At 71.7% G+C, this 20379-nt stretch carries 11 protein-coding genes and 1 tRNA gene; 8 read left to right on the top strand and 4 right to left on the bottom strand.

The features are described from left to right. Nucleotides 1-212: 212 nt before the first annotated feature. The 5 genes from fdh (at nucleotide 213) to AB0D59_RS37770 (ending at nucleotide 8942) form a co-directional block, all read left to right on the top strand. Complete coding sequence (gene fdh, locus AB0D59_RS37790; RefSeq protein WP_362575321.1) at nucleotides 213-3524, top strand: formate dehydrogenase; 3312 nt, start codon at nucleotides 213-215, stop codon at nucleotides 3522-3524. Further along, the gene (locus AB0D59_RS37785; RefSeq protein ID WP_362575319.1) at nucleotides 3524-4552 is read left to right on the top strand and encodes a 4Fe-4S dicluster domain-containing protein; all 1029 of its coding nucleotides are present in this window, start codon (nucleotides 3524-3526) and stop codon (nucleotides 4550-4552) included. Before fdh ends, AB0D59_RS37785 begins: the two co-directional genes overlap by 1 nt. Then, the gene (nrfD, locus tag AB0D59_RS37780) at nucleotides 4549-5547 is read left to right on the top strand and encodes an NrfD/PsrC family molybdoenzyme membrane anchor subunit (RefSeq protein WP_362575317.1); all 999 of its coding nucleotides are present in this window, start codon (nucleotides 4549-4551) and stop codon (nucleotides 5545-5547) included. The genes AB0D59_RS37785 and nrfD overlap by 4 nt, the downstream gene beginning before the upstream one ends. Nucleotides 5548-5792: 245 nt before the next feature. After that, the gene (selA, locus tag AB0D59_RS37775; RefSeq protein WP_362575315.1) at nucleotides 5793-7157 is read left to right on the top strand and encodes an L-seryl-tRNA(Sec) selenium transferase; all 1365 of its coding nucleotides are present in this window, start codon (nucleotides 5793-5795) and stop codon (nucleotides 7155-7157) included. A 3-nt stretch (nucleotides 7158-7160) separates the two neighbouring features. After that, nucleotides 7161-8942, top strand: coding sequence for a SelB C-terminal domain-containing protein (locus tag AB0D59_RS37770; RefSeq protein ID WP_362575313.1), 1782 nt, complete (start codon nucleotides 7161-7163; stop codon nucleotides 8940-8942). Nucleotides 8943-8965: 23 nt separating this feature from the next. Here AB0D59_RS37770 and AB0D59_RS37765 read toward each other — a convergent pair. Then, nucleotides 8966-9058: transfer RNA gene (locus AB0D59_RS37765), tRNA-Sec, on the bottom strand. A gap of 84 nt (nucleotides 9059-9142) precedes the next feature. Here AB0D59_RS37765 and selD point away from each other — a divergent pair. Further along, a complete protein-coding gene (gene selD / locus AB0D59_RS37760; protein WP_362575311.1) occupies nucleotides 9143-10189 on the top strand; it encodes a selenide, water dikinase SelD in 1047 nt (348 codons plus the stop codon). Between the two features lie 60 nt (nucleotides 10190-10249). On the opposite strand, the gene AB0D59_RS37755 is transcribed toward selD, so the two are convergent. Beyond that, nucleotides 10250-12907 (bottom strand): cellulose binding domain-containing protein, encoded by a 2658-nt coding sequence (locus AB0D59_RS37755; RefSeq protein WP_362575309.1) that lies wholly within the window; start codon nucleotides 12905-12907, stop codon nucleotides 10250-10252. Between the two features lie 178 nt (nucleotides 12908-13085). Next, nucleotides 13086-16022, bottom strand: a complete 2937-nt coding sequence (locus AB0D59_RS37750) for a glycoside hydrolase family 48 protein (RefSeq protein ID WP_362575307.1) — start codon at nucleotides 16020-16022, stop codon at nucleotides 13086-13088. A 261-nt stretch (nucleotides 16023-16283) separates the two neighbouring features. Between AB0D59_RS37750 and AB0D59_RS37745 the strand changes: the two genes are divergently transcribed. Continuing rightward, nucleotides 16284-17765 carry a cellulose binding domain-containing protein gene (locus AB0D59_RS37745; RefSeq protein ID WP_362575305.1) on the top strand — a complete coding sequence of 494 codons (1482 nt, stop codon included), beginning with the start codon at nucleotides 16284-16286 and terminating at the stop codon, nucleotides 17763-17765. A 33-nt stretch (nucleotides 17766-17798) separates the two neighbouring features. Beyond that, nucleotides 17799-19517 (top strand): glycoside hydrolase family 6 protein, encoded by a 1719-nt coding sequence (locus tag AB0D59_RS37740; protein ID WP_362575303.1) that lies wholly within the window; start codon nucleotides 17799-17801, stop codon nucleotides 19515-19517. 21 nt (nucleotides 19518-19538) lie between these two features. Here the strand turns inward: AB0D59_RS37740 and AB0D59_RS37735 are convergent, their stop codons facing one another. Further along, nucleotides 19539-20318, bottom strand: coding sequence for a phytanoyl-CoA dioxygenase family protein (locus AB0D59_RS37735; RefSeq protein ID WP_362575301.1), 780 nt, complete (start codon nucleotides 20316-20318; stop codon nucleotides 19539-19541). Nucleotides 20319-20379: the final 61 nt, after the last annotated feature.

Below are 20379 nucleotides of genomic sequence, written 5' to 3'. Positions count from 1 at the left end.
GACGAACATGCCGGAGCCCCGGGCCAGGACGACGCTCCGATCTACCTGGACCACGCGTCGAGGCATCCGCGACCGCCCGCACCGCGGGTCCACCGAGGCGCTCCCCGGCCGGCCGCGCCCGTCCCGGCCCGCGACGCCCTGAACTTGCCGCGGCCCGGCCCGCGGGTAGCGTGGAAACGAGGTCGGGGGCCCTGACCCGAAGGAGCGGGCGGATGGGCGTGAAACGGTGGGCGGGCCTGTGGCCGGTGTACCGGCAGATCACCGGAGCCGACCGGCTGGGCCGGGGCAGCGCGGTCCAGTCGAAGCGGTCGAGGACCCTCACACCCCACACCGAGGACGCCGACCGGGTCGTGCACTCGGTGTGCCCCTTCTGCGCCGTCGGCTGCGCCCAGAACGTCTACGTCCGAAACGAGCGGGTCACCCAGATCGAGGGCAACCCGGACAGCCCGGTCTCCCGCGGCCGCCTGTGCCCCAAGGGCTCCTCCAGCAAGCAGCTGGTCACCGGACCGCAGCGCGAGGACAAGGTGCGCTACCGGGCCCCGTACGCCACCGAATGGCAGGACCTCGACCTGGAGACGGCCCTCGACATGGTGGCCGACCGGGTCCTCGACGCCCGCCGCCGGGGCTGGCAGGACTCCGACGAGCACGGCAACCCACTTCGCCGCACCATGGGCTTCGCCAGCCTGGGCGGCGCGGCGCTGGACAACGAGGAGAACTACCTCATCAAGAAGCTGTTCACCGCCCTGGGCGCCCTGCAGATCGAGAACCAGGCGCGCATTTGACACTCCGCCACGGTTCCCGGTCTGGGAACCTCGCTCGGCCGTGGCGGTGCCACGGACACCCCGGAGAGCCTGACGGACGCCGACTGCGTCATCATCATGGGCTCCAACATGGCCGAGGCCCATCCGGTCGCCTTCCAGTGGGTCATCGAGGCCAGGAAGCTCGGTGCCCGGGTGGTCCACATCGACCCCCGGTTCACCCGCACCAGCGCGCACGCGGACCAGCACGTGCGGATCAGGGTGGGCAGTGACATCGCCTTCCTCGGCGGTGTCGTCAACCACATCCTCTCCAACGACCTGCACTTCGAGGAGTACGTACGGGCCTACACCAACGCCACGTTCCTGGTGCGCGAGGACTTCCAGGACACCGAGGACCTGGACGGCCTGTTCAGCGGATACAACCCGGAGACCGGCAAGTACGACAGCAGCAGCTGGGCGTACGAGTGCGTCGGCGGCGAGGGCGACGGCAGGCAGGGCAGCACACTCATCTCCGCCACCCCCGCCCAGTCGGCCGGCGGTCACGAGGCGCTGCCCGGCACCGCCGGCCGGATCGCGACGGACCCCACGATGCGGCACCCGCGCTGCGTGCTCCAGATCCTGAAACGGCACTTCTCCCGGTACACCCCGGAGATGGTGGAGCGGGTCTGCGGCATCACCCGGCGGCAGTTCCTCGACGTGTGCCGCGCCTGGACCGAGAACTCCGGCCGGGAACGGACCACCTCGCTCGTCTACAGCGTGGGCTGGACACAGCACTCCGTCGGCGCCCAGTACATCCGGGCCGGCGCCATCGTCCAGCTGCTCCTGGGCAACATGGGGCGGCCCGGCGGGAGCATCCTGGCGCTGCGCGGCCACGCCAGCATCCAGGGCTCCACGGACATCCCGACCCTGTACAACCTGCTGCCCGGCTACCTGCCGATGCCCAACGTCACCCACACCAGCCTGACCAAGTTCGTGGACGACGTAAGCCACGTGATGCGCAAGGGGTACTTCGCGAACGCCAGGACGTACATGGTCTCCCTGCTGAAGGAGTACTGGGGCGACGCGGCCACCCCGGAGAACGACTTCCGCTTCGACTGGCTGCCGCGGATCAACGACGACCACGGCACCTACCGCACCGCGATGGACATGATCGCCGGCACGGTCCACGGCTTCTTCCTGGTCGGGCAGAACCCGGCCGTGGGGTCGGCCCACGGACGGCTCCAGCGGCTCGGCATCGCCAACCTGGAGTGGCTGGTCGTCCGCGACCTCGCGATGATCGAGAGCGCGACCGTGTGGAAGGACGCACCCGAGATCGAGACGGGCGAGATCTCCACCGAGACCTGCAAGACCGAGGTGTTCTTCTTCCCCGCCGCCTCGCACGTCGAGAAGTCCGGCACCTTCACCCAGACCCAGCGCATGATCCAGTGGCGCGACCAGGCGCTCGAACCGATCGGCGACCGCCGCTCCGACCTGTGGTTCTTCTACCACCTCGGGCGGATCGTCCGGGAGAAGCTGGCGGGGTCGCAGGACGAACGCGACCGGCCGGTCCTCGAACTGGCCTGGGACTACGCGATGGAACAGGGGGACGAACCGTCCGCCGAGGACGTCCTGCGCCACATCAACGGCATCGACCTCACCACCGGACGCACCGTCAACTCCTACGAGGAGCTCAAGGACGACGGGACCACCGCGTGCGGCTGCTGGATCTACAGCGGCGTCTTCGCGAACGAGACGAACCAGGCCCGGCGCCGCACCTCACGGTTCGAGCACCCGATCACGGACAACCAGTGGGGCTTCGTGTGGCCGCTCAACCGCAGGGTCCTCTACAACCGGGCGTCCGCGGACCCGGACGGCCGGCCGTGGAGCGAGCGCAAGGCTCTCGTCTGGTGGGACGGGGACCGCGGTGAGTGGACCGGCCACGACATCCCCGACTTCCAGCGGCACAAGCCGCCGCACCACCAGCCGCCGCCGGAAGCGACCGGTACGGACGCGCTGACCGGGGACGACGCGTTCATCATGATGGGCGACGGGAAGGCGGCGCTGTTCGCACCGACCGGCCTGGTCGACGGGCCGCTGCCCACCCACTACGAGCCCGAAGAGTCCCCGCTGCGCAACGCGCTCTACACCCAGCAGTCCAACCCGACCCGGCTGACCTACGCGCGCACCGACAACCCGTACAACCCCTCGCCTCCCGAGCCCCACACCGATGTGTTCCCGTACGTGTTCACCGCCTCCCGGTACACCGAGCACCACACGGCCGGCGCGATGAGCCGTCAGCTCCCCTACCTCTCGGAGCTCCAGCCCGGACTGACGGTGGAGGTGTCCCCGGAACTCGCCGCCGAGCGCGGACTGCACCACATGGACTGGGCTCACGTGATCACGAGCCGGACCGCGGTGGAGGCCACGGTGGTCGTCACCGACCGGCTGGCCCCGCTGCGGCTCGACGGCCACACGGTCCACCAGATCTGGATGCCGTACCACTGGGGCAGCCGCGGCATCACCACCGGCGACGTCGTCAACGACCTGATCGGCGTGGTGGCCGACGCCAACGTGCTGATCCAGGAGAGCAAGGTGCTCACCTGCGACATCCGGCCCGGGCGGCGCCCGCGCGGCCCCGCACTCCTCGCCTATGTCGAGGACTACCGGCTCCGGGCGGGCATCACCACGAGGACCGGCACCAGCGAGGTGACGGCCCACGGCCACCGGACGGACACGCCTCCCGAAGACGGCCGCCCGGCCACCACTGAAGGGCCGGAGGAACCCTGATGAGCGAGCACGAGAACAGCTTCTTCGGCCCGCTGGCGGACCCGGCCGGGGACGCCGGCTACCCCGAGGACCACCCGCCCCGGGTCGGTTTCTTCACCGACACCTCCGTCTGTATCGGCTGCAAGGCCTGCGAGGTGGCCTGCAAGGAGTGGAACGACGTCCCGGCGGACGGCTTCGACCTGCTCGGCATGTCCTACGACAACACCGGCTCGCTCGGCGCGAGCACCTGGCGGCACGTCGCCTTCATCGAGCAGGACCTGCGGCTCGGCGCCCAGGACTCCGGTCTGGTCGGCCTGCCCACCGGGCCGTCCGGGACGGAGACCACCCGCGAGGTGGTCGCGGAGGCGCTGCACGACGCGGGCCCGCGGGCCGGCGCCGAACTCGGCACGGAACCGGTCGACCTGGGCTTCCCCAGCTTCGACCTGCCCGGCGCCGGGAGCGGCGCGGAGACCCGCACGGACTTCCGCTGGCTGATGTCGTCGGACGTGTGCAAGCACTGCACCCATGCCGCATGCCTGGACGTCTGCCCCACCGGGGCGCTCTTCCGCACCGAGTTCGGCACCGTCGTCGTCCAGCCCGACATCTGCAACGGCTGCGGCTACTGCGTCTCCGCCTGCCCCTACGGCGTCATCGACCGCCGCCCCGACGACGGCCGGGCCTGGAAGTGCACCATGTGCTACGACCGGCTCAAGGGCGGCCTGGAACCGGCCTGCGCGAAGGCCTGCCCGACCGACTCCATCCAGTTCGGCGTGCTCGACGAACTGCGCGAGCGCGCCGACGCCCGCCTGGAACAGCTCCACGAGGCAGGCGTGCCCGAGGCCCGGCTGTACGGCCGTGACCCCGACGACGGAGTCGGCGGCGACGGCGCGTTCTTCCTGCTCCTCGACGAGCCGGAGGTCTACGGACTGCCACCGGACCCGGTCGTCACCACCCGTGACCTGGGATCCATGTGGAAGCACGCGGCCGTGGCCGCCGGGATGATGGTGGCCGCGTCCGCCGCGGTCTTCGTCAAGGGAGGCCGCCGATGACCGGGCGCGGCGGGCGCGGGAAGCACCGCGGCGGCGGTGGCGAGGAGTCGATGGTCCCGCGCGCGGACTTCCGGTCCTACTACGGACGCCCGGTGCTGAAGCCGCCGGTATGGGAGTGGAAGGTCCCCGCCTACCTCCTCACCGGCGGCCTCTCGGCGGGCGCCGCCCTGCTGGCCGTCGGCGCCGACCTGACCGGGCGGCCCGAGATGCGCAGGTCCTGTCGCGTCGGCAGCTTCGGGGCGCTGCTCGCCAGCAGCTACCTCCTCATCGGCGACCTCGGCCGGCCGCTGCGCTTCCACCACATGATGCGGGTGGCGAAGCCGAGTTCCCCGATGTCGATGGGCACCTGGATCCTGATGTCGTACGGCCCCGGCTGCTCCCTGGCCGGCATCGCCGAACTGGTGCCGAGGTCCTGGCTGGACCGGGCCGGGCTCACCACCGCCGTGAAGTGGGCCGCCCGGCTCGGCGGCGTCTCCGCGGCCGCGATCGCGCCCGCGCTGGCCTCGTACACGGCCGTTCTGCTCTCCCAGACGGCGGTACCGGCCTGGCACGAGGCCCACAAGGAGCTGCCGTTCGTGTTCACGGGTTCCGCCGCGGCGAGCGGCGCGGGCCTGGCGATGATCTGCGCCCCGCCGGCGGAGGCGGGTCCGGCCCGCCGGCTGGCCCTCCTCGGGGCCGCGATCGAGATCGTGGCGGCTCACCGCATCGACCGCAAGCCGCAGTTCGAGACCTCGGCGTTCACCCACGGCGCCGCACACCGGATGCGCAGGGCGTCGGAGTACCTGACCCTCGGCGGGGCATGTGCCGCGCTCACCTTCGCCCGCCGCAGCCGGGTCGCCGCCGCGCTCGGCGGCCTCGCGCTCCTGGCGGGCAGCGGGTTCCAGCGGTTCGGGACCTTCGAGGCGGGCGTGGCGTCCACGAAGGACCCGGCGTACGTGGTGAAGCCGCAGCGCGAACGCCTCGACGCCCGGCGCGAGGCCGAGGGCGGTACGTGACCTCGTGACGGTGCCCGCCCGGCGCGAGGCAGCGTGCCCGCTCGCGCTCGTCACGGCCCGCGTCAGGCCCGCGTGTCCTCGTCACGGTCCGCACCGGATCAGCGCACCGGCCCCCGACCCGCCTCGGCCGTGAGCCGTACCGGTCCGGGCCGGACCGCGCACGGTGCGGCGCGGGCTCCGGGAGCGGCCGCCGACCTAGCCTGGCCGCGTTGCCATCAGCATGGGCCGGAGCGGAGGTGCACGGGATGGGGCGCGACCACGCCGGCGCGGCGGACGCCGCCCCGCCCGTCGACGAGCGGCGGCGGCTGCCGCGCACCGATGTGCTGCTGGCCGATCCCCGGCTGACCGCGGCGGCGCGGCGGCTCGGACCGGAGCTGGTCAAGGACGTGGTCGCGGGAGTGCAGTCCCGGGCCCGGGCGGGCGAGGTACCCGTCGACGAGATCGCCGACCGTGCCGTGGCCGCCCTCCCCGCCACCGCCTGCACCCTGCGCCCGGTCGTCAACGCCACCGGCGTGCTGCTCCACACCAACCTGGGCCGGGCCGCGCTGTCGCAGGCGGCCCGGGACGCCGTGCTGGCCGCGTCCGGCACCACGGACGTCGAACTCGACCTCGCCACCGGGACCCGTTCCCGGCGGGGGCGTACCGCGCTCGACGCCCTGCTGCGCGCCGTGCCGGCCGCCGAGGCCGCCCATGTGGTCAACAACGGCGCTGCGGCGCTCGTCCTGGCCGCGACCGCGCTCGCCCAGGGGCGGGAGATCGTCGTCAGCCGGGGCGAGATGGTGGAGATCGGGGACGGCTTCCGCCTGCCCGACCTGCTCGTCGCCACCGGCGCCCGGCTCCGCGAGGTCGGCACCACCAACCGCACCACACCCGCCGACTACGCCGCGGCCGTGGGCCCGGACACCGGCTTCGTCCTGAAGGTCCACCCCTCCAACTTCCGCGTCACCGGCTTCACCCGGGAGGCGTCCGTCGCCGAACTGGCCCCGCTGGGGGTGCCCGTGGTGGCCGACATCGGCTCGGGCCTGCTCACCCCGGAGCCCGCACTGCCCGGGGAGCCCGACGCGACGACCTGGCTGCGGGCCGGGGCGTCCCTGGTCACGGCCAGCGGCGACAAGCTGCTCGGCGGACCGCAGTGCGGGCTTCTGCTGGGCGACGCGGAACTGGTGCGGAGGCTGGCCCGGCACCCGCTGGCCCGTGCCCTGCGCGTGGACAAGCTGACCCTGGCCGCCCTGGAGGCGACCGTGCGCGGCCCCGTCCCGCCGACCGTCACCGCGCTGCGCGCCGACCCCGTACGGCTGCGGGAACGTGCCAGGGACCTCGCCGGGAGCCTGCGCGCGGACGGGTTCGACAGCCGTGCCGTCGACACCGAGGCGGTGGTCGGCGGCGGCGGCGCGCCGGGCGTGATGCTGCCGAGCGCCGCCGTCTCGCTGCCGGTCGCCTACGCGGCCCCGCTGCGCGAAACGGCCCCGGCCGTGATGGCCCGCGTCGAGAACGGCCGCTGCCTGCTGGACCTGCGGGCGGTGCCGCCGGAGGCCGACGCGCTCCTGGCACGGGCGGTACGCCTGGCCGAGGTGCCGCCCGGGGCGGCCGGGCCGGGAACAGGGAGCTGACCCGTGCACGTCGTCGCCACCGCGGGACACGTCGACCACGGCAAGTCCGCGCTGCTGCGCGCCCTGACCGGGATGGAGCCCGACCGCTGGGCGGAGGAACGGCGCCGGGGCATGACACTGGACCTGGGTTTCGTGTGGACGCGGCTGCCCGGCGCGGATGACGTGGCCTTCGTCGACGTACCGGGGCACGAACGCCTCGTCGGCAACATGCTGGCCGGGGTCGGCCCGGTTCCCGCCGTCCTCTTCGTCGTCGCCGCCGACCAGGGCTGGCAGCCGCAGTCCGAGGAGCACCTGTCCGTCCTGGACGCGCTCGGGGTACGGCACGGCGTCCTCGCCGTCACCCGCTGCGACCTGGCAGGACCGGACGCGGCCCGCGCCGAGGCGCTCGCCCGGATCGCCCGGTCGTCCCTGGGCGACGTGCCGGGCGTGGCGGTCAGCGCGGTGACGGGTACCGGCCTCGACGCGCTGTGCGCCGCCCTGGTCCGGATGACCGGCGACCTGCCCGCCCCGGACCTCGCCGCGGACGTACGGCTGTGGGTGGACCGGGCGTTCACGGTGCGCGGCCACGGCACGGTCGTCACCGGCACCCTCGGCGCGGGGACCGTGCGCGTCGGCGACCGGCTCCGGCTCGCCCACGACGGGCGGACGCTGCGGGTACGCGGGCTGGAGTGCCTCAAGGAGCCGTGCCAGGAGGCCGGGGCGGTCGCACGGGTGGCGGTCAACGTGACGGGACCGGGCGCCGGGGAACTGCGCCGCGGGGACGCGCTGCTCACTCCGGACCGCTGGCTGACCACCGACATCGTGGACGTACGGCTGCGCGGTGACGCGGCCGGTGATCTGCCGCGCGACCTCACCCTGCACGCGGGCTCCGCGGCGGTGCCGGTGACGGTCCGCCCGCTCGGCGCGGACACCGCGCGCCTGCGGCTGGCCGCACCGCTGCCGCTGCGCGTCGGCGACGGCGCGCTGCTGCGCGACCCCGGACTGCACCGCGTCCCCGCGGGGATCACCGTGCTGGACGTCCGCCCGCCGCGGCTGACCCGGCGCGGTGCGGCGGCGGCCCGGGCCCAGGAACTGGCGGCGGCGCCGGGACCCGCCGACGGAGCCGGGGAACTGCGCCGGCGCGGCCTGATCCGCCGCTCGGAGCTGCTCGCCATGGGGGTGCGGCCGCCCGCGGAACCGGTCGCCGGGGAGTGGCTGGCGGACCCGGCCCACTGGGCGGCGCTGCGCGAGCGCCTGACCGAGGCGGTCGAGGAGCACGCCGCCCGCAACCCCCTCGAACCCGGCATGCCCCTGGAGGCGGCCCGTCAGACGCTCGGACTGCCGGAGCGCGGCCTCGTCGAGGCGCTCCGGGCACAGTCGCCCGGCCTGCGGTACAGCGACGGCCGGCTCTACGGCAGCCGCGGCGGCCCCACGCTGCCGCCCGCGACCGAGGCCGCGGTGGAAGCCGTACGCGCGGACCTGGCCCGTGCGCCGTTCCACGCCCCGGACGCCGAGCGGCTGCACGAACTCGGGCTCACACCCAAGCTGCTGGCGGCCGCCGAGGCCGCGGGAACCCTGTTGCGGATCGGCCAGGGAATCGTGCTGCTTCCGGACGCGGACGTACGGGCCGCGGCCGTCCTCGCCCGGCTGGAGCAGCCGTTCACCACCAGCCAGGCCCGCCAGGCCCTGGACACCACGCGCCGGGTCGCCGTCCCGCTGCTGGAATACCTGGACCGGCACGGCCACACCGTGCGGGTGAACGCGGCGCTGCGCCGCTGCCGCGCCACAGCCCCGGACGACCGGTGACGCGGACCGCACGCGCGGATCGGCGGAGACGGACGGGAATCGAACCCGCCTGCCCGAGTTGCTCGGACACCTCGGTTTTGAAGACCGGGAGGGCCACCAGGCACCCTTACGCCTCCCCGCGGGGCCATCGAACCGTCGCATTCCCGGGCAAGTCAACGCGCCACACGGCGCTCCCCTTCACCGCAAGGATCGATGCAGCCATGACAGGCACACGTATGGGCGTCCACGAGCCACAGGAGCACGGGACCGTACGGCTCACGCAGTACGCACACGGCGGCGGCTGCGCCTGCAAGATTCCCCCCGGCGAACTCGAGGAGATCGTCGCCGGACTGACGGCCCCGGGGATGCCCGGCACCGCCACGGGCGACCTGCTCGTGGGCCTCGAAGCCGGCGACGACGCGGCGGTCGTCCGACTGCCCGGCAACGCCGGCGCGACCGCCGCCGTCGCCACGGCGGACTTCTTCACACCGGTGGTCGACGACCCCTACGACTGGGGCCGCATCGCCGCCGCCAACGCGCTGTCCGACGTCTACGCCATGGGCGGCACCCCGCTCGTGGCGGTCAACCTCCTGTGCTGGCCCCGCGACGTGCTGCCGTTCGAGCTGGCACGAGAGGTACTGCGCGGCGGAATGGACGTCGCCGCGGCGGCGGGCTGCGTCGTGGCGGGCGGCCACAGCGTGGACGATCCGGAACCCAAGTACGGCATGGCGGTGACCGGCACCGTCGATCCGGACCACCTCCTGCGCAACGACGCGGGACGGCCGGGGACGCCGCTGTCCCTGACCAAACCGCTGGGCCTCGGAGTCCTCAACAACCTGCACAAGACGACCGGCGAGGTCTTCCCGCAGGCCATCGAGACGATGGTGGCGCTCAACCGTGACGCGGCGCGCGCCGCGGTGGCCGCGGGGGCGGTCTGCGCCACCGACGTCACCGGTTTCGGCCTGCTGGGCCACCTCTACAAGCTCGCCCGCGCATCGGAGGTGACCGCCGTCGTCGACTCCGCCGCGGTGCCGTTCCTCGACGGCGCCCGGGAGGCCGCCCGCACCGGACACATCAGCGGCGGCACCCGCCGCAACCTCGCATGGGTCACCCCGCACACCGACTTCGGCGACGCCGACGACCTGACCCGGTTGCTGCTCGCCGACGCCCAGACCTCCGGCGGCCTCCTCGTCGCCGGCGAGGTCCCGGGCGCCCCGGTCATCGGCGAACTGGTCCCGGCGGGAGCGCACCGACTGGTCGTCCGCTGACCGGGCCTGTCGATGGCCGAGAGGGCGCGTGCCCGGTGCGGCACGCGCCCTCTCGGCCGGTCAGGCGACCGTGCAGGTCTGGTCGCCCAGCTTGAAGGACGAGGGTCTGGCGTTCGTCCCCGTCCAGCCCCCGGTGAAGCCGAAGGACACCGAGGAGCCGGCGGCGACCGTGCCGTTCCAGCTGACGTTCTTCGCGGTCACGGAAGCGCCGGACTGGGTCCAGTCGGCGTTCCAGAGCTGGCCGACGGTCTGGCCGTTCGGGAAGGACCAGGCCAGGGACCAGCCGGTCCATGACGCGGTGCCGGTGTTGGCGAGTCGGACGTCCGCCTGGAAGCCGCCCGTCCACTGGTTGGTGATCCGGTAGGTGACCGTGCAGGCGCCGGACGGGGTGGGATCCGTGCCGCCTCCGCCGTCGTCACCGCCGCCGGCTGTGTCGCCGTAGACCACACCCCGGCCGTTCGTGGAGATGTACACCCGGCCGTAGACACGCGGATCGCCCGTGATCGCCGCGCCCGTCCAACCCCACTGGTGGGCATCGTCGTTGATACGCGTCCAGGTCGCCCCCTTGTCCGTGGAGCGGAAGACGCCGCGTACTCCGCCGATCTTCGCGCTGGTGTAGAGGGTCTGGTACGAGGCGCCGGCCGCCGCCTTGCCGAAGCCGATCGTGTCGGCCTGGTCGACGTTCGAGAGCTTGGCGAAGCTCGCGCCGCCGTCCGTGGAGTGCCACAGGCCGTAGGCGCCGTCCGTGGCGCCGCCCGCCAGCCACACATCGCCCTTCGTCCCGGGCAGCGCGTTGAACCGCACGCTGTCGCCGCTGGGCAGGCCGGTCGCGGCGGACGCCGTGAAGCTCGCGCCGCCGTCCGTACTCACGTAGAACTTCCCGGACTTGAAGCCGTAGAAGGTCTTCGGGTCGACGCGGTCGGACTCGACGGTCGCCCCGGCCGGGATCCCGCTCGACGCCGACCAGGACGAGCCGAAGCCCGTCGCGTACTGGACGCCGGTGCCCGCCGGGCTCCAGACGAACCGGCTGCCGTCGGCGGCCGCCGCGACCGTACCGCCGCCGCTCACCCCCGAAGGGTCCGTCCCGGCGAACCAGTTGGCCCCGTTGTCCGTCGAGAACGCGATGTGCGGGCCGGAGTCGAGATTGCCCACCCTGACCACGGTGTTGGGGTTCGTCTCCGCGAAGTCCAGGCTCGTCGTGGTCGTGAAGGTGGGGGACGTGTACATCAGCGAGGGGACCTTGGTCAGGTCCGTGTGACGGAAGCCGCCGATGTCACCCAGCGCGCTGAAGAGCTGGGCCCCGCCGGACGGCGGCGCGGCCAGGTCGTCGACCGCCGTCTCCTCCAGGCCCTGCACCATCGGCTTGATCGTGAACTGGCCGCCGGAGTCCCACTTGCCCAGGTTCTCCGTGCCGTAGAGCGTCGCTCCCGTCCCGTACATCATCCGGTTCGAGTCGAACGGGTCGATCTCCAGCGCCTCCGTCATCCACCCCAGTTTCGGGGCCTGTTCGGGTGGTGACGGGTTCGCGCCGAAGGTGAGCCACGGGCTGGACGAGACGTCCATCGTGTAGCGGTTCGAGCGGTTGGGGTACGACGTGTAGTCCCACGCCTTCGTCCAGGTCGCGCCGCTGTCCGTGGAGCGGAAGAGCTGGGTGTCCGGCCACCAGGAGCTGTACGCCGTCGCCATCACCGTGCCGGGGTGCTGCCGGTCGACCGTCAGGCCGGAGAAGCCGTAGTAGGTGTCGGCCTCCGCCACCGGGCTGATGTTCGTCCAGGTGCCGGTGGCGGTCGCGTACCGCCACAGCTGACCCTTGCCGCCGTCGTACGGGCCGCCCTTGTCGCTGTAGGAGAGATACAGATATCCGTTGACGGCGTCCAGCACGCCCTTGTGCGCGAGGTATCCCGTCGGCTGTCCGGCGAGCCGGGTCCAGGTGGCGCCCGCGTCCGTCGAGCGGTACACCGAGTTCTGCAGGTCGGCGACCCCGACGTAGATCGCCTTCGTCGCCGTACCGGCCGTACCGGTCGACTCGTCGAAGGTGACCCAGGTGATGCCCTGGTTGTCGGAGGCGTAGCCGCTGGTGTCGGTCGCATCCTGCACGTAATTGCCGACGTTGGGGAAGTTGGTCACCTGCGCCCAGGTCACCCCGGAGTCCGTCGACCGCCACAGCCCCTTGCCGCTGGGCGCGCCCAGATACAGCACGCTGTCCTTGTTCGGGTCGATCGCCAGCCGCTCGCCCATGCCCCGGCCGGGCATGTTGCCGCCCAGCTTGAAGGGCAGATCCGTCTTCTGCCAGCTGGCGCCCCGGTCGGCGGAGCGCAGCACGGCCCCGTTCGTCGGGTCCCAGCTGTTGGTGTACGTCCCGACGGCCGCGTACACCTTGCTCGGATCGACCGGGTCCGAGGCCAGGCTGACCACGCCCGTATGGCCCCACTGGTCCCAGCCGACCGAGTCCAGCAACGGCGTCCAGGTCTTCGTCGACTCCTGCCAGCGGTAGGCGCCGCCGATGTCGGTACGGGCGTAGGCGAGGTTCTTCTCGCTGCGGTTGAAGACGATCCCGGGGACGAAACCACCGCCGTCGATCCGGGCGTTGTGCCAGGTGTAGCTGTCGGCGGCGAGCGCGACCTGCGTGGTCTCGCGGGCGGCGAGAGCGGGCGGGGTGCCGACGAGCAGCCCGGCGGCGAGGGCGAGGACGGCGGTGAGGATGCGGGTTCTTCGCAAGGGAAGTCCCTTCCGCGAGAGACGGGTAAGCGCTTTCCGGGCAGGGTGAGAGTTGCCGGACCGCCCTCAGTGCGGGTGAGGACGGCCCGGCTGCAGCGCCCCGTAAGGGGCGCGGGGCTGTATCAATACGCGGCTCCGCCGCGCGGGCGCGCCCGGCCACGACGCGCCCGCAGCCGAACTACTCCAGCAGCTCCGCGTACGACCCCATGGCCAGCGCGATGTCCGCCTGGGCCCAGAACCGGTGATACGTGAACGACGGCGCGGCCCCGCCCGCCAGATAGCTCTCGATCTTCGACCAGGCAGGGTCGTCCTGGTAGAAGGACCGCAGCGAGGCGAACGTCGACGACGAGTTGACCGTGTCGCCGTTCGGCATCTTCCCGGACCACCCGCTCGGCACGTACACGCTGTCGTCGAAGCGGCTGTAGTCGGCCCGCGTCTCCGGCACCGCGATCCCCAGGCTGTCCTGGTAGTTGGCCCACATGCCGTCGAGCAGCGCCTTGGCCGTCGACTTCGCCGTCGCGTTGCCGGACTTGGCGGCGTAGTAGGTCAGCGTCTTGGCATACGCGGCCGCCACGCCCACGTCGTTCGTGTAGTCGGCGACGGTGACGTGAAGTCCGCTGTTGGCGCCGGGACTTGAGGCGTTCCAGGTGTCGGGCTGGCCCGACCACTGGAGCGTCGAGGGGATCTGGTAGGTGCCGTCCGGGTTGATCGTGGTCTTGGACAGCGCCCACGCCACCCACTTGTCGAGAACCGCCTGGGCCGTGGCGTTCCCGGTCTGCTGGTAGTACTCGGCGACCCGCTCCATCGACCAGGCCTGGAAGCCGAACCACTGGTTGGACGGCGGGTCGTGGTAGACCGGCTCCCAGTCGTAGTACATGCCGTAGAAGGTCGACGTACCGGCCGGCGGACTGGCGTACCGGCCCTGCCAGCTGTTCGTCGCCCCGCCCGCGATGGCGCCCTCGGAGGACTGCAGCCAGCGGTAGAACTCCAGCTGCCGGGTCAGTGACGTACTCCAGTCCGCTGCCCCGGTCGCCGACTTGGGCTTCAGGTCGGCGTACGAGCTGAGCGCGTACGCGGCCAGCGGGTTCTGGTAGCCGCCGTGCACATGGCCGGACCCGATGCGCCACGCCCAGCCCGCGTTGGTGTCGGTCGCCCCGCCCCACGCGTAGTACCAGGACAGCAGGTAGTCCGAGGCGTCCTTGCCGGTGCCGGCCGGGCAGGTCGACGGGCCGACGCAGTTGCCGATCTTCTTGAAGTACTTGTCGTACATGGCGTAGCGCAGATAGTCGCCCATCTTCGCCGCCTTGCCGACGGTGGCGGAGACGTCGGCGCCCTTGCCCTGCGCCTTCGCCCACACGTCCGCCCAGTACGCGGCCTGTACCGCCCGCGCGTCGGCGTCCGGGGCGTCCGTGTACTTCCACTGCTTGGCGTAGGACGAGTCGCCGGTGAACAGGTCCAGGTACCCGTTCGTCCCGCCGTACTTGAAGGCGTCGCAGGTCGGCTGCGGGACCGTCTCCCACACCGACTCCTGCGCCCCGCGCTGGAAGGTGTTGATGTACGACGGCCCGTCGGCCGTCGGGCCCGCCTCGCAGCCGCCGCCCGGGGTGTCGCCGTAGCCGTAGACGTTGTCGACGTCCTCCAGCCAGTGCATGCCGTAGACGTCGTCCGTGCCGTACGCGGTCTTCAGTTCGGCCGCGATCGGGTCCGAGCCCACCGACACGGAGGTGTCCAGCTTCGCCGGGTACTCGTTCGGCGTGTCCAGCTCCGGGGCGTAGGTGGCGGGCTTGGACGCGTTGTAGAAGGAGTTCGTCGGCTGGTCGGCGTGGGTCGGGATCATGTACTTCTCCATGAGGGTCCACGCGCCGTTGAACTTGGACCAGTCACCGGTGACCTTGCCGTACATGGCCTGCAGCCAGAGAAGGTAACTGTAGGCCTCCGACGTGGTCTCATGCCCCTGGTCCGGCGCCTCGACGATCAGCGTCTCGACCGAGTGGTACGGGATGCCCTCGGGGGAGAAGTAGCCGTTCGCCGGGTTGGTGATCTTCCCGTAGAGGTCCAGGAAACGCGCGTCGTACGCCTTCGACGCGGCCAGTTCCGTCACGGTGACCGCGGCGCCGGCGTAGCCGGTCGCGGACACGGTGAAGGTCGCCGTGCCGGTGCCGGCGGAGTCCGCGGCGACGGTCACGTTCTGCGCGGTGCTCCAGTTGGACGGGGTGAAGGTCAGCGACGACCCGGCGCTCACCGACAGCCCGGTGTTCCCGGCCGTGCGGGCCACCGACACCGTCACGTTGGCGGTCGGCTGCTTCGACAGGCGCACCCCGAACGTGCCGGTCGCGCCCTGCTGGATGCCCAGTTGGGTCGGTGAGGCGACCACGGCGGGACCGGAGGCGACCGTGACACCGACCGGTGTCGAGGACGCGGACGCGCCCAGGCTGTCGTACGCCTTCGCCACCAGCGAATGGCTGCCCACGGTCAGACCGGTGACCGAGAGCGAGTACGGCGACGAGGTGTCCGTCCCCAGCAGCGTGGTGTCGTCGTAGAACTCGATCTTGCTGATCGTCGCGCCGTCGGCCGCCGCCGCGGTCGCCGCCAGCGGCACCGCGTCGCCCTGGGTGTAGACCGCTCCCGCGCTCGGGCTGGTCAGCACGGTGACCGGCGGCTGGTGCGCGCCGGCGCAGGTCGTGCCGTTGACCGCGAAGGCGGTCGGGGCCGCGTTGCTGCCGGTGTACGAGAACTGGGCGCCCGTCGACACCGCCGCGCCCGCCGCGACGGTGCCGTTGTACGACGCGTTCTGCACCGTGATCGAGGTGCCGGACTGGGACCAGGTGCCGTTCCAGCCGTTCGTCAGCTTCTGGTTGCCCGAGTACGCGTACGTCAGCGTCCAGCCGTTGATCGCGTCGGTACCGCGGTTGGTGAGGGTCAGGTCGGCGGTGAAGCCGGTGCCCCAGTCGTTGGTCTTGTAGTCGACGCTGCACTGGACCGTCGCCGCGTGGGCGGGGGTCGTTCCGGTGGCGAGCATCGACAGGGGCAGGGCCAAGGCAGCGACGACGGCCGTCCACAGCCGTCGTACGGCTCTGCCTCTCCGCCCGGGGTGCGGGGGGTGTGCGGGATGCATGTGCTGGTTCCTCCTTGCGCTTGCGGCTCGGGAAGAAGTCAAGGCTTGAACCAGTGGGAGCGCTCCCATAGTGGAGACGTGGCATGGTGCGGTCAAGGCCGTTGAAGAGTCGAAAAGATTCGACGGACGCCGCTGAGGAAAAGTCAAGCAACTCCCCTGTTCTTTGCTGCGACTTGGCGCTACCTTCCTTCGCACCAGTGGGAGCGATTCCGTTCAGTCGACGCGTCCGTCATGACGCGCCCGAGCTGCAAGGAGTCGCTCATGCGACACCCCCCGCGTTCAGTTCTTTTAGCCGTCGCCGGTGCGGTCGCCCTCGTCGGGTCCGCGCTGGTGCCGGTGGTGTCGGCGTCCGGAGCAACGCCGGCGTGCACGGTGCAGTACACGGTCACCAGCCAGTGGGACACCGGCTTCCAGGCCTCCGTGACCCTCACCAACAACATGGCGGCCATGAGCGGTTGGAGCCTCGGCTTCGGCTTCGCGAACGGTCAGAAGGTCACGCAGGGCTGGAGCGCCAAGTGGTCCCAGTCCGGTACGGCGGTCACCGCCACGAACGAGAGCTGGAACGGTTCGCTGGCCACCGGCGCCAGTGTCAGCGCCGGGTTCCTCGGCTCCTGGTCGGGGAGCAACGCCGTACCGACGGCGTTCAAGCTCAACGGCACGACCTGCAACGTCGATTCCGAACCCACTCCCACCCCGACCCCGACCCCGACCGAGCCGCCCGGCACCGGCACGGCGCCCGCCCTGCACGTCGCCGGCACCAAGCTCGTGGACGCCGGCGGCACGGCCCACCGGCTCCTCGGCGTGAACCGCTCCGGCGGCGAGTTCATGTGCGTGCAGGGCTACGGGATCTGGGACGGCCCGGTGGACGACACGGCGATCAAGGCGATCGCCGACTGGAAGGCCAACGCGGTCCGCATCCCGCTCAACGAGGAGTGCTGGCTGGGCCTGTCCAACGTCAAACCCGAGTACGGCGGCGCCAATTACATCAACGCGGTCAAGGACCTGGTGGCCCGCGTCGAGTCGTTCGGCATGACGCCGATCCTCGAACTCCACTGGTCCTACGGCCAGTACACCGGTAACTCCGCGGGCTGCTCCGACGTGCACGCCACCTGCCAGAAGCCGATGCCGGACGCGCAGTACAGCCCGTCCTTCTGGTCCTCGGTGGCCGGCACCTTCAAGGACGACCCGGCGGCCGTGTTCGACCTGTTCAACGAGCCGTACCCGGACCGGGCGACCTCCACCGTCACCCAGGCCTGGCAGTGCTGGCGGGACGGCGGCAGCTGCCCGGGGATCGGCTACGAGGTCGCCGGCATGCAGGATCTGGTGGACGGCATCCGGTCGGCGGGCGCCAGGAACGTCATCATGATCGGCGGGCTCGCGTACTCCAACGACCTCGGCCAGTGGCTCGCGTACCGGCCCACCGACCCGGCCGGCAATCTCGTCGCCGCCTACCACGTCTACAACTTCAACACCTGCGCCAGTGAGAGCTGCTGGAACTCCACCCTCGCCCCGGTCGCGGCCCAGGTGCCGCTGGTCGCCGGGGAGATCGGCGAGAACACCTGCTCGCACGGCTTCGTCGACCAGGTCATGAAGTGGTTCGACGACCGCGGCCTGTCCTATCTGGGCTGGACCTGGAACACCTGGGACTGCTCCTCGGGCCCGTCCCTGATCTCCGACTACAGCGGTACGCCGACGGCGTACGGCGCCGGCCTGCGCGACCACCTCCAGGCCATCAATCCCTAGCCCTCCCACCGAAGAAGAAGGAAACCCGCACTCATGAGTCGTACCAGAACAGCGGTACTCGCCGCCCTGGCGCTCGTCGCCGGGGTGTCCGGGCCAGCGTTCGCCGTGACCCCCTCCTCGCAGGCGGCGATCGCCGCGATTCCCTGCACCGTCGACTACAAGATCCAGAACGACTGGGGCGCCGGCTTCACCGCCGCCGTCACCGTCACCAACAACTCGGCGGCGAAGTCGAGTTGGACGGTGAAGTGGTCGTACGCCGGGAACCAGAAGGTGACCAGCTTCTGGAGCAGCAAGATCACCCAGAGCGGCACCGCCGTCACCGCGGCCAACGAGACCTACAACGGTGCGCTGGCGACCGGCGGTTCGGTCAGCTTCGGCTTCAACGGGTCCTACAGCGGCACCAACGCGCTCCCGACCGCCTTCACCCTCGACGGCGTCACCTGCAACGTCGACGACGGCAGCGGCGGAGGCGGGGGTGACAACGGTGGCGGTTCCGGCACCCGCGTCGACAACCCGTACTCCGGCGCCAAGGTGTACGTGAACCCCGAGTGGTCCGCGAAGGCCGCCGCCGAACCGGGCGGCAGCCGCGTCTCCAACCAGCCCACCGGCGTCTGGCTCGACCGTATCGCCGCGATCGCGGGCGTCAACGGCGGCATGGGCCTGCGCGACCACCTGGACGCCGCCCTCGCCCAGAAGGGCAGCGGCGAGGAGGTCGTCCAGCTGGTCGTCTACGACCTCCCCGGACGGGACTGCGCGGCCCTCGCCTCCAACGGCGAACTCGGCCCGACGGAGATCGACAAGTACAAGACGCAGTTCATCGACCCGATCGCGACGATCCTCGCCGATCCGAAGTACGCATCGCTGCGGATCGTCACCACCATCGAGATCGACTCGCTGCCCAATCTGGTCACCAACACCGGCAGCCGGGCCACCGCCACCGCCAACTGCGACACCATGCTCGCCAACGGCAACTACGTGAAGGGCGTCGGCTACGCGCTCGCCAAGCTCGGCGCGATCCCGAACGTCTACAACTACCTCGACGCCGGCCACCACGGCTGGCTCGGCTGGGACGACAACTTCGCCCCGTCGGCCACCCTGTTCAAGCAGGCGGCCACCAGCGAGGGCGCGACCGTCGACGACGTGGCCGGCTTCATCACCAACACGGCCAACTACAGCGCCCTGAAGGAGAACAACTTCACCGTCAACGACACGGTGAACGGCACCTCCGTCCGCCAGTCCAAGTGGGTCGACTGGAACCGCTACGTCGACGAGCTGTCCTTCGCCCAGGCCTTCCGCACCCAGCTGGTCTCGGTCGGCTTCAACTCCGGCATCGGCATGCTGATCGACACCTCCCGCAACGGCTGGGGCGGCAGCGCCCGCCCGGTCGGCCCGGGCGCGACGACCAGCGTGGACACCTACGTCGACGGCGGCCGCTACGACCGCCGGATCCACGTCGGCAACTGGTGCAACCAGTCCGGAGCCGGTCTCGGCGAACGCCCGCAGGCCAGCCCGGCCACCGGGATCGACGCCTATGTCTGGATGAAGCCCCCGGGCGAGTCCGACGGCTCCAGCACCGCCATCCCGAACGACGAGGGCAAGGGCTTCGACCAGATGTGCGACCCGACGTACACGGGCAACGCCCGCAACGGCAACAGCATGTCCGGCGCCCTGCCGAACGCGCCGCTGTCCGGGCACTGGTTCTCCGCCCAGTTCCAGCAACTGATGCAGAACGCCTACCCGCCGCTGTCGTAGGACGGTGACCGTCCGCCGGGGTCAGCCCTGCGCAGAGCCCAGGGCCAGGCCCCGGCGGACCGCGAGTTCGACCGGCGAGTAGGCCCCGTCGGGGCGGTCCAGCTCCAGGGGAGCGTTCAGGTACAGGGGTGGCTGGGCCAGGAAGCGCGGACGGTTGCCGTGGTTCGGCTGGGCGGCATGGACCAGGAACGGGTGGCACAGGTAGACGTCGCCCGGCCGGCCGGTGGCGAAGGCGACCGGGCGGTGCGCGGAGGCCGCCGCCACCTGCGGGCCGAGCTCACCCAGCGTGGCACCCCCGGCGCCGTACGGCTCCAGGATCCGGGGCACGTCCAGGTGCGAGCCGACCCGGACGCGGGTCGGGGCGTCCTCCTCGGTCACCTCGCTGAACAGGAACAGCATCAGCAGGGCGCGCTCCTTGGACCACACGTTGGCGTACCAGTCGGTGGCGCCCTCCGGCTGGAAACTCGTGTCGATGTGCCAGCCCGCGTCGTCGGGTTCCTCCCGGTGCGGGAACCTGAGCGGGAAGGCACCCAGCGAATAGCGCGGGTCCCAGCGCCGCTCGCCGACCAGCAGGTCGAACGCCTCGTGCAGCGCCGGGGAGTTGGGGGCGGCGGCGAAGGGGCCGTCGGCCAGGCCGGCCACCCACACCACCGGGTCCTTCCAGGTGCCCGGGTCCTCGGGGTCGTACCCCGTCTCCTGCCACAGCCGCCGGGCGCAGCCTTCGGCGACCCGGGGTGGGACGGCCCCCTCGATCTTCACGAAGCCGTCGGTCAGGAAGCGCTCCACCAACTCGTCGTCCATCCGGCCATCGTGGCCCGCCGGCCTTGCCGTCCGCATCTCCTTTTTTGCCGCACCGGCAACA

This window comes from Streptomyces sp. NPDC048417 (assembly GCF_040651615.1).
GTDB lineage: Bacteria > Actinomycetota > Actinomycetes > Streptomycetales > Streptomycetaceae > Streptomyces.
Note: the sequence above shows the minus strand (reverse complement) of the source record. Positions and strands in the feature narration are given on the sequence as shown.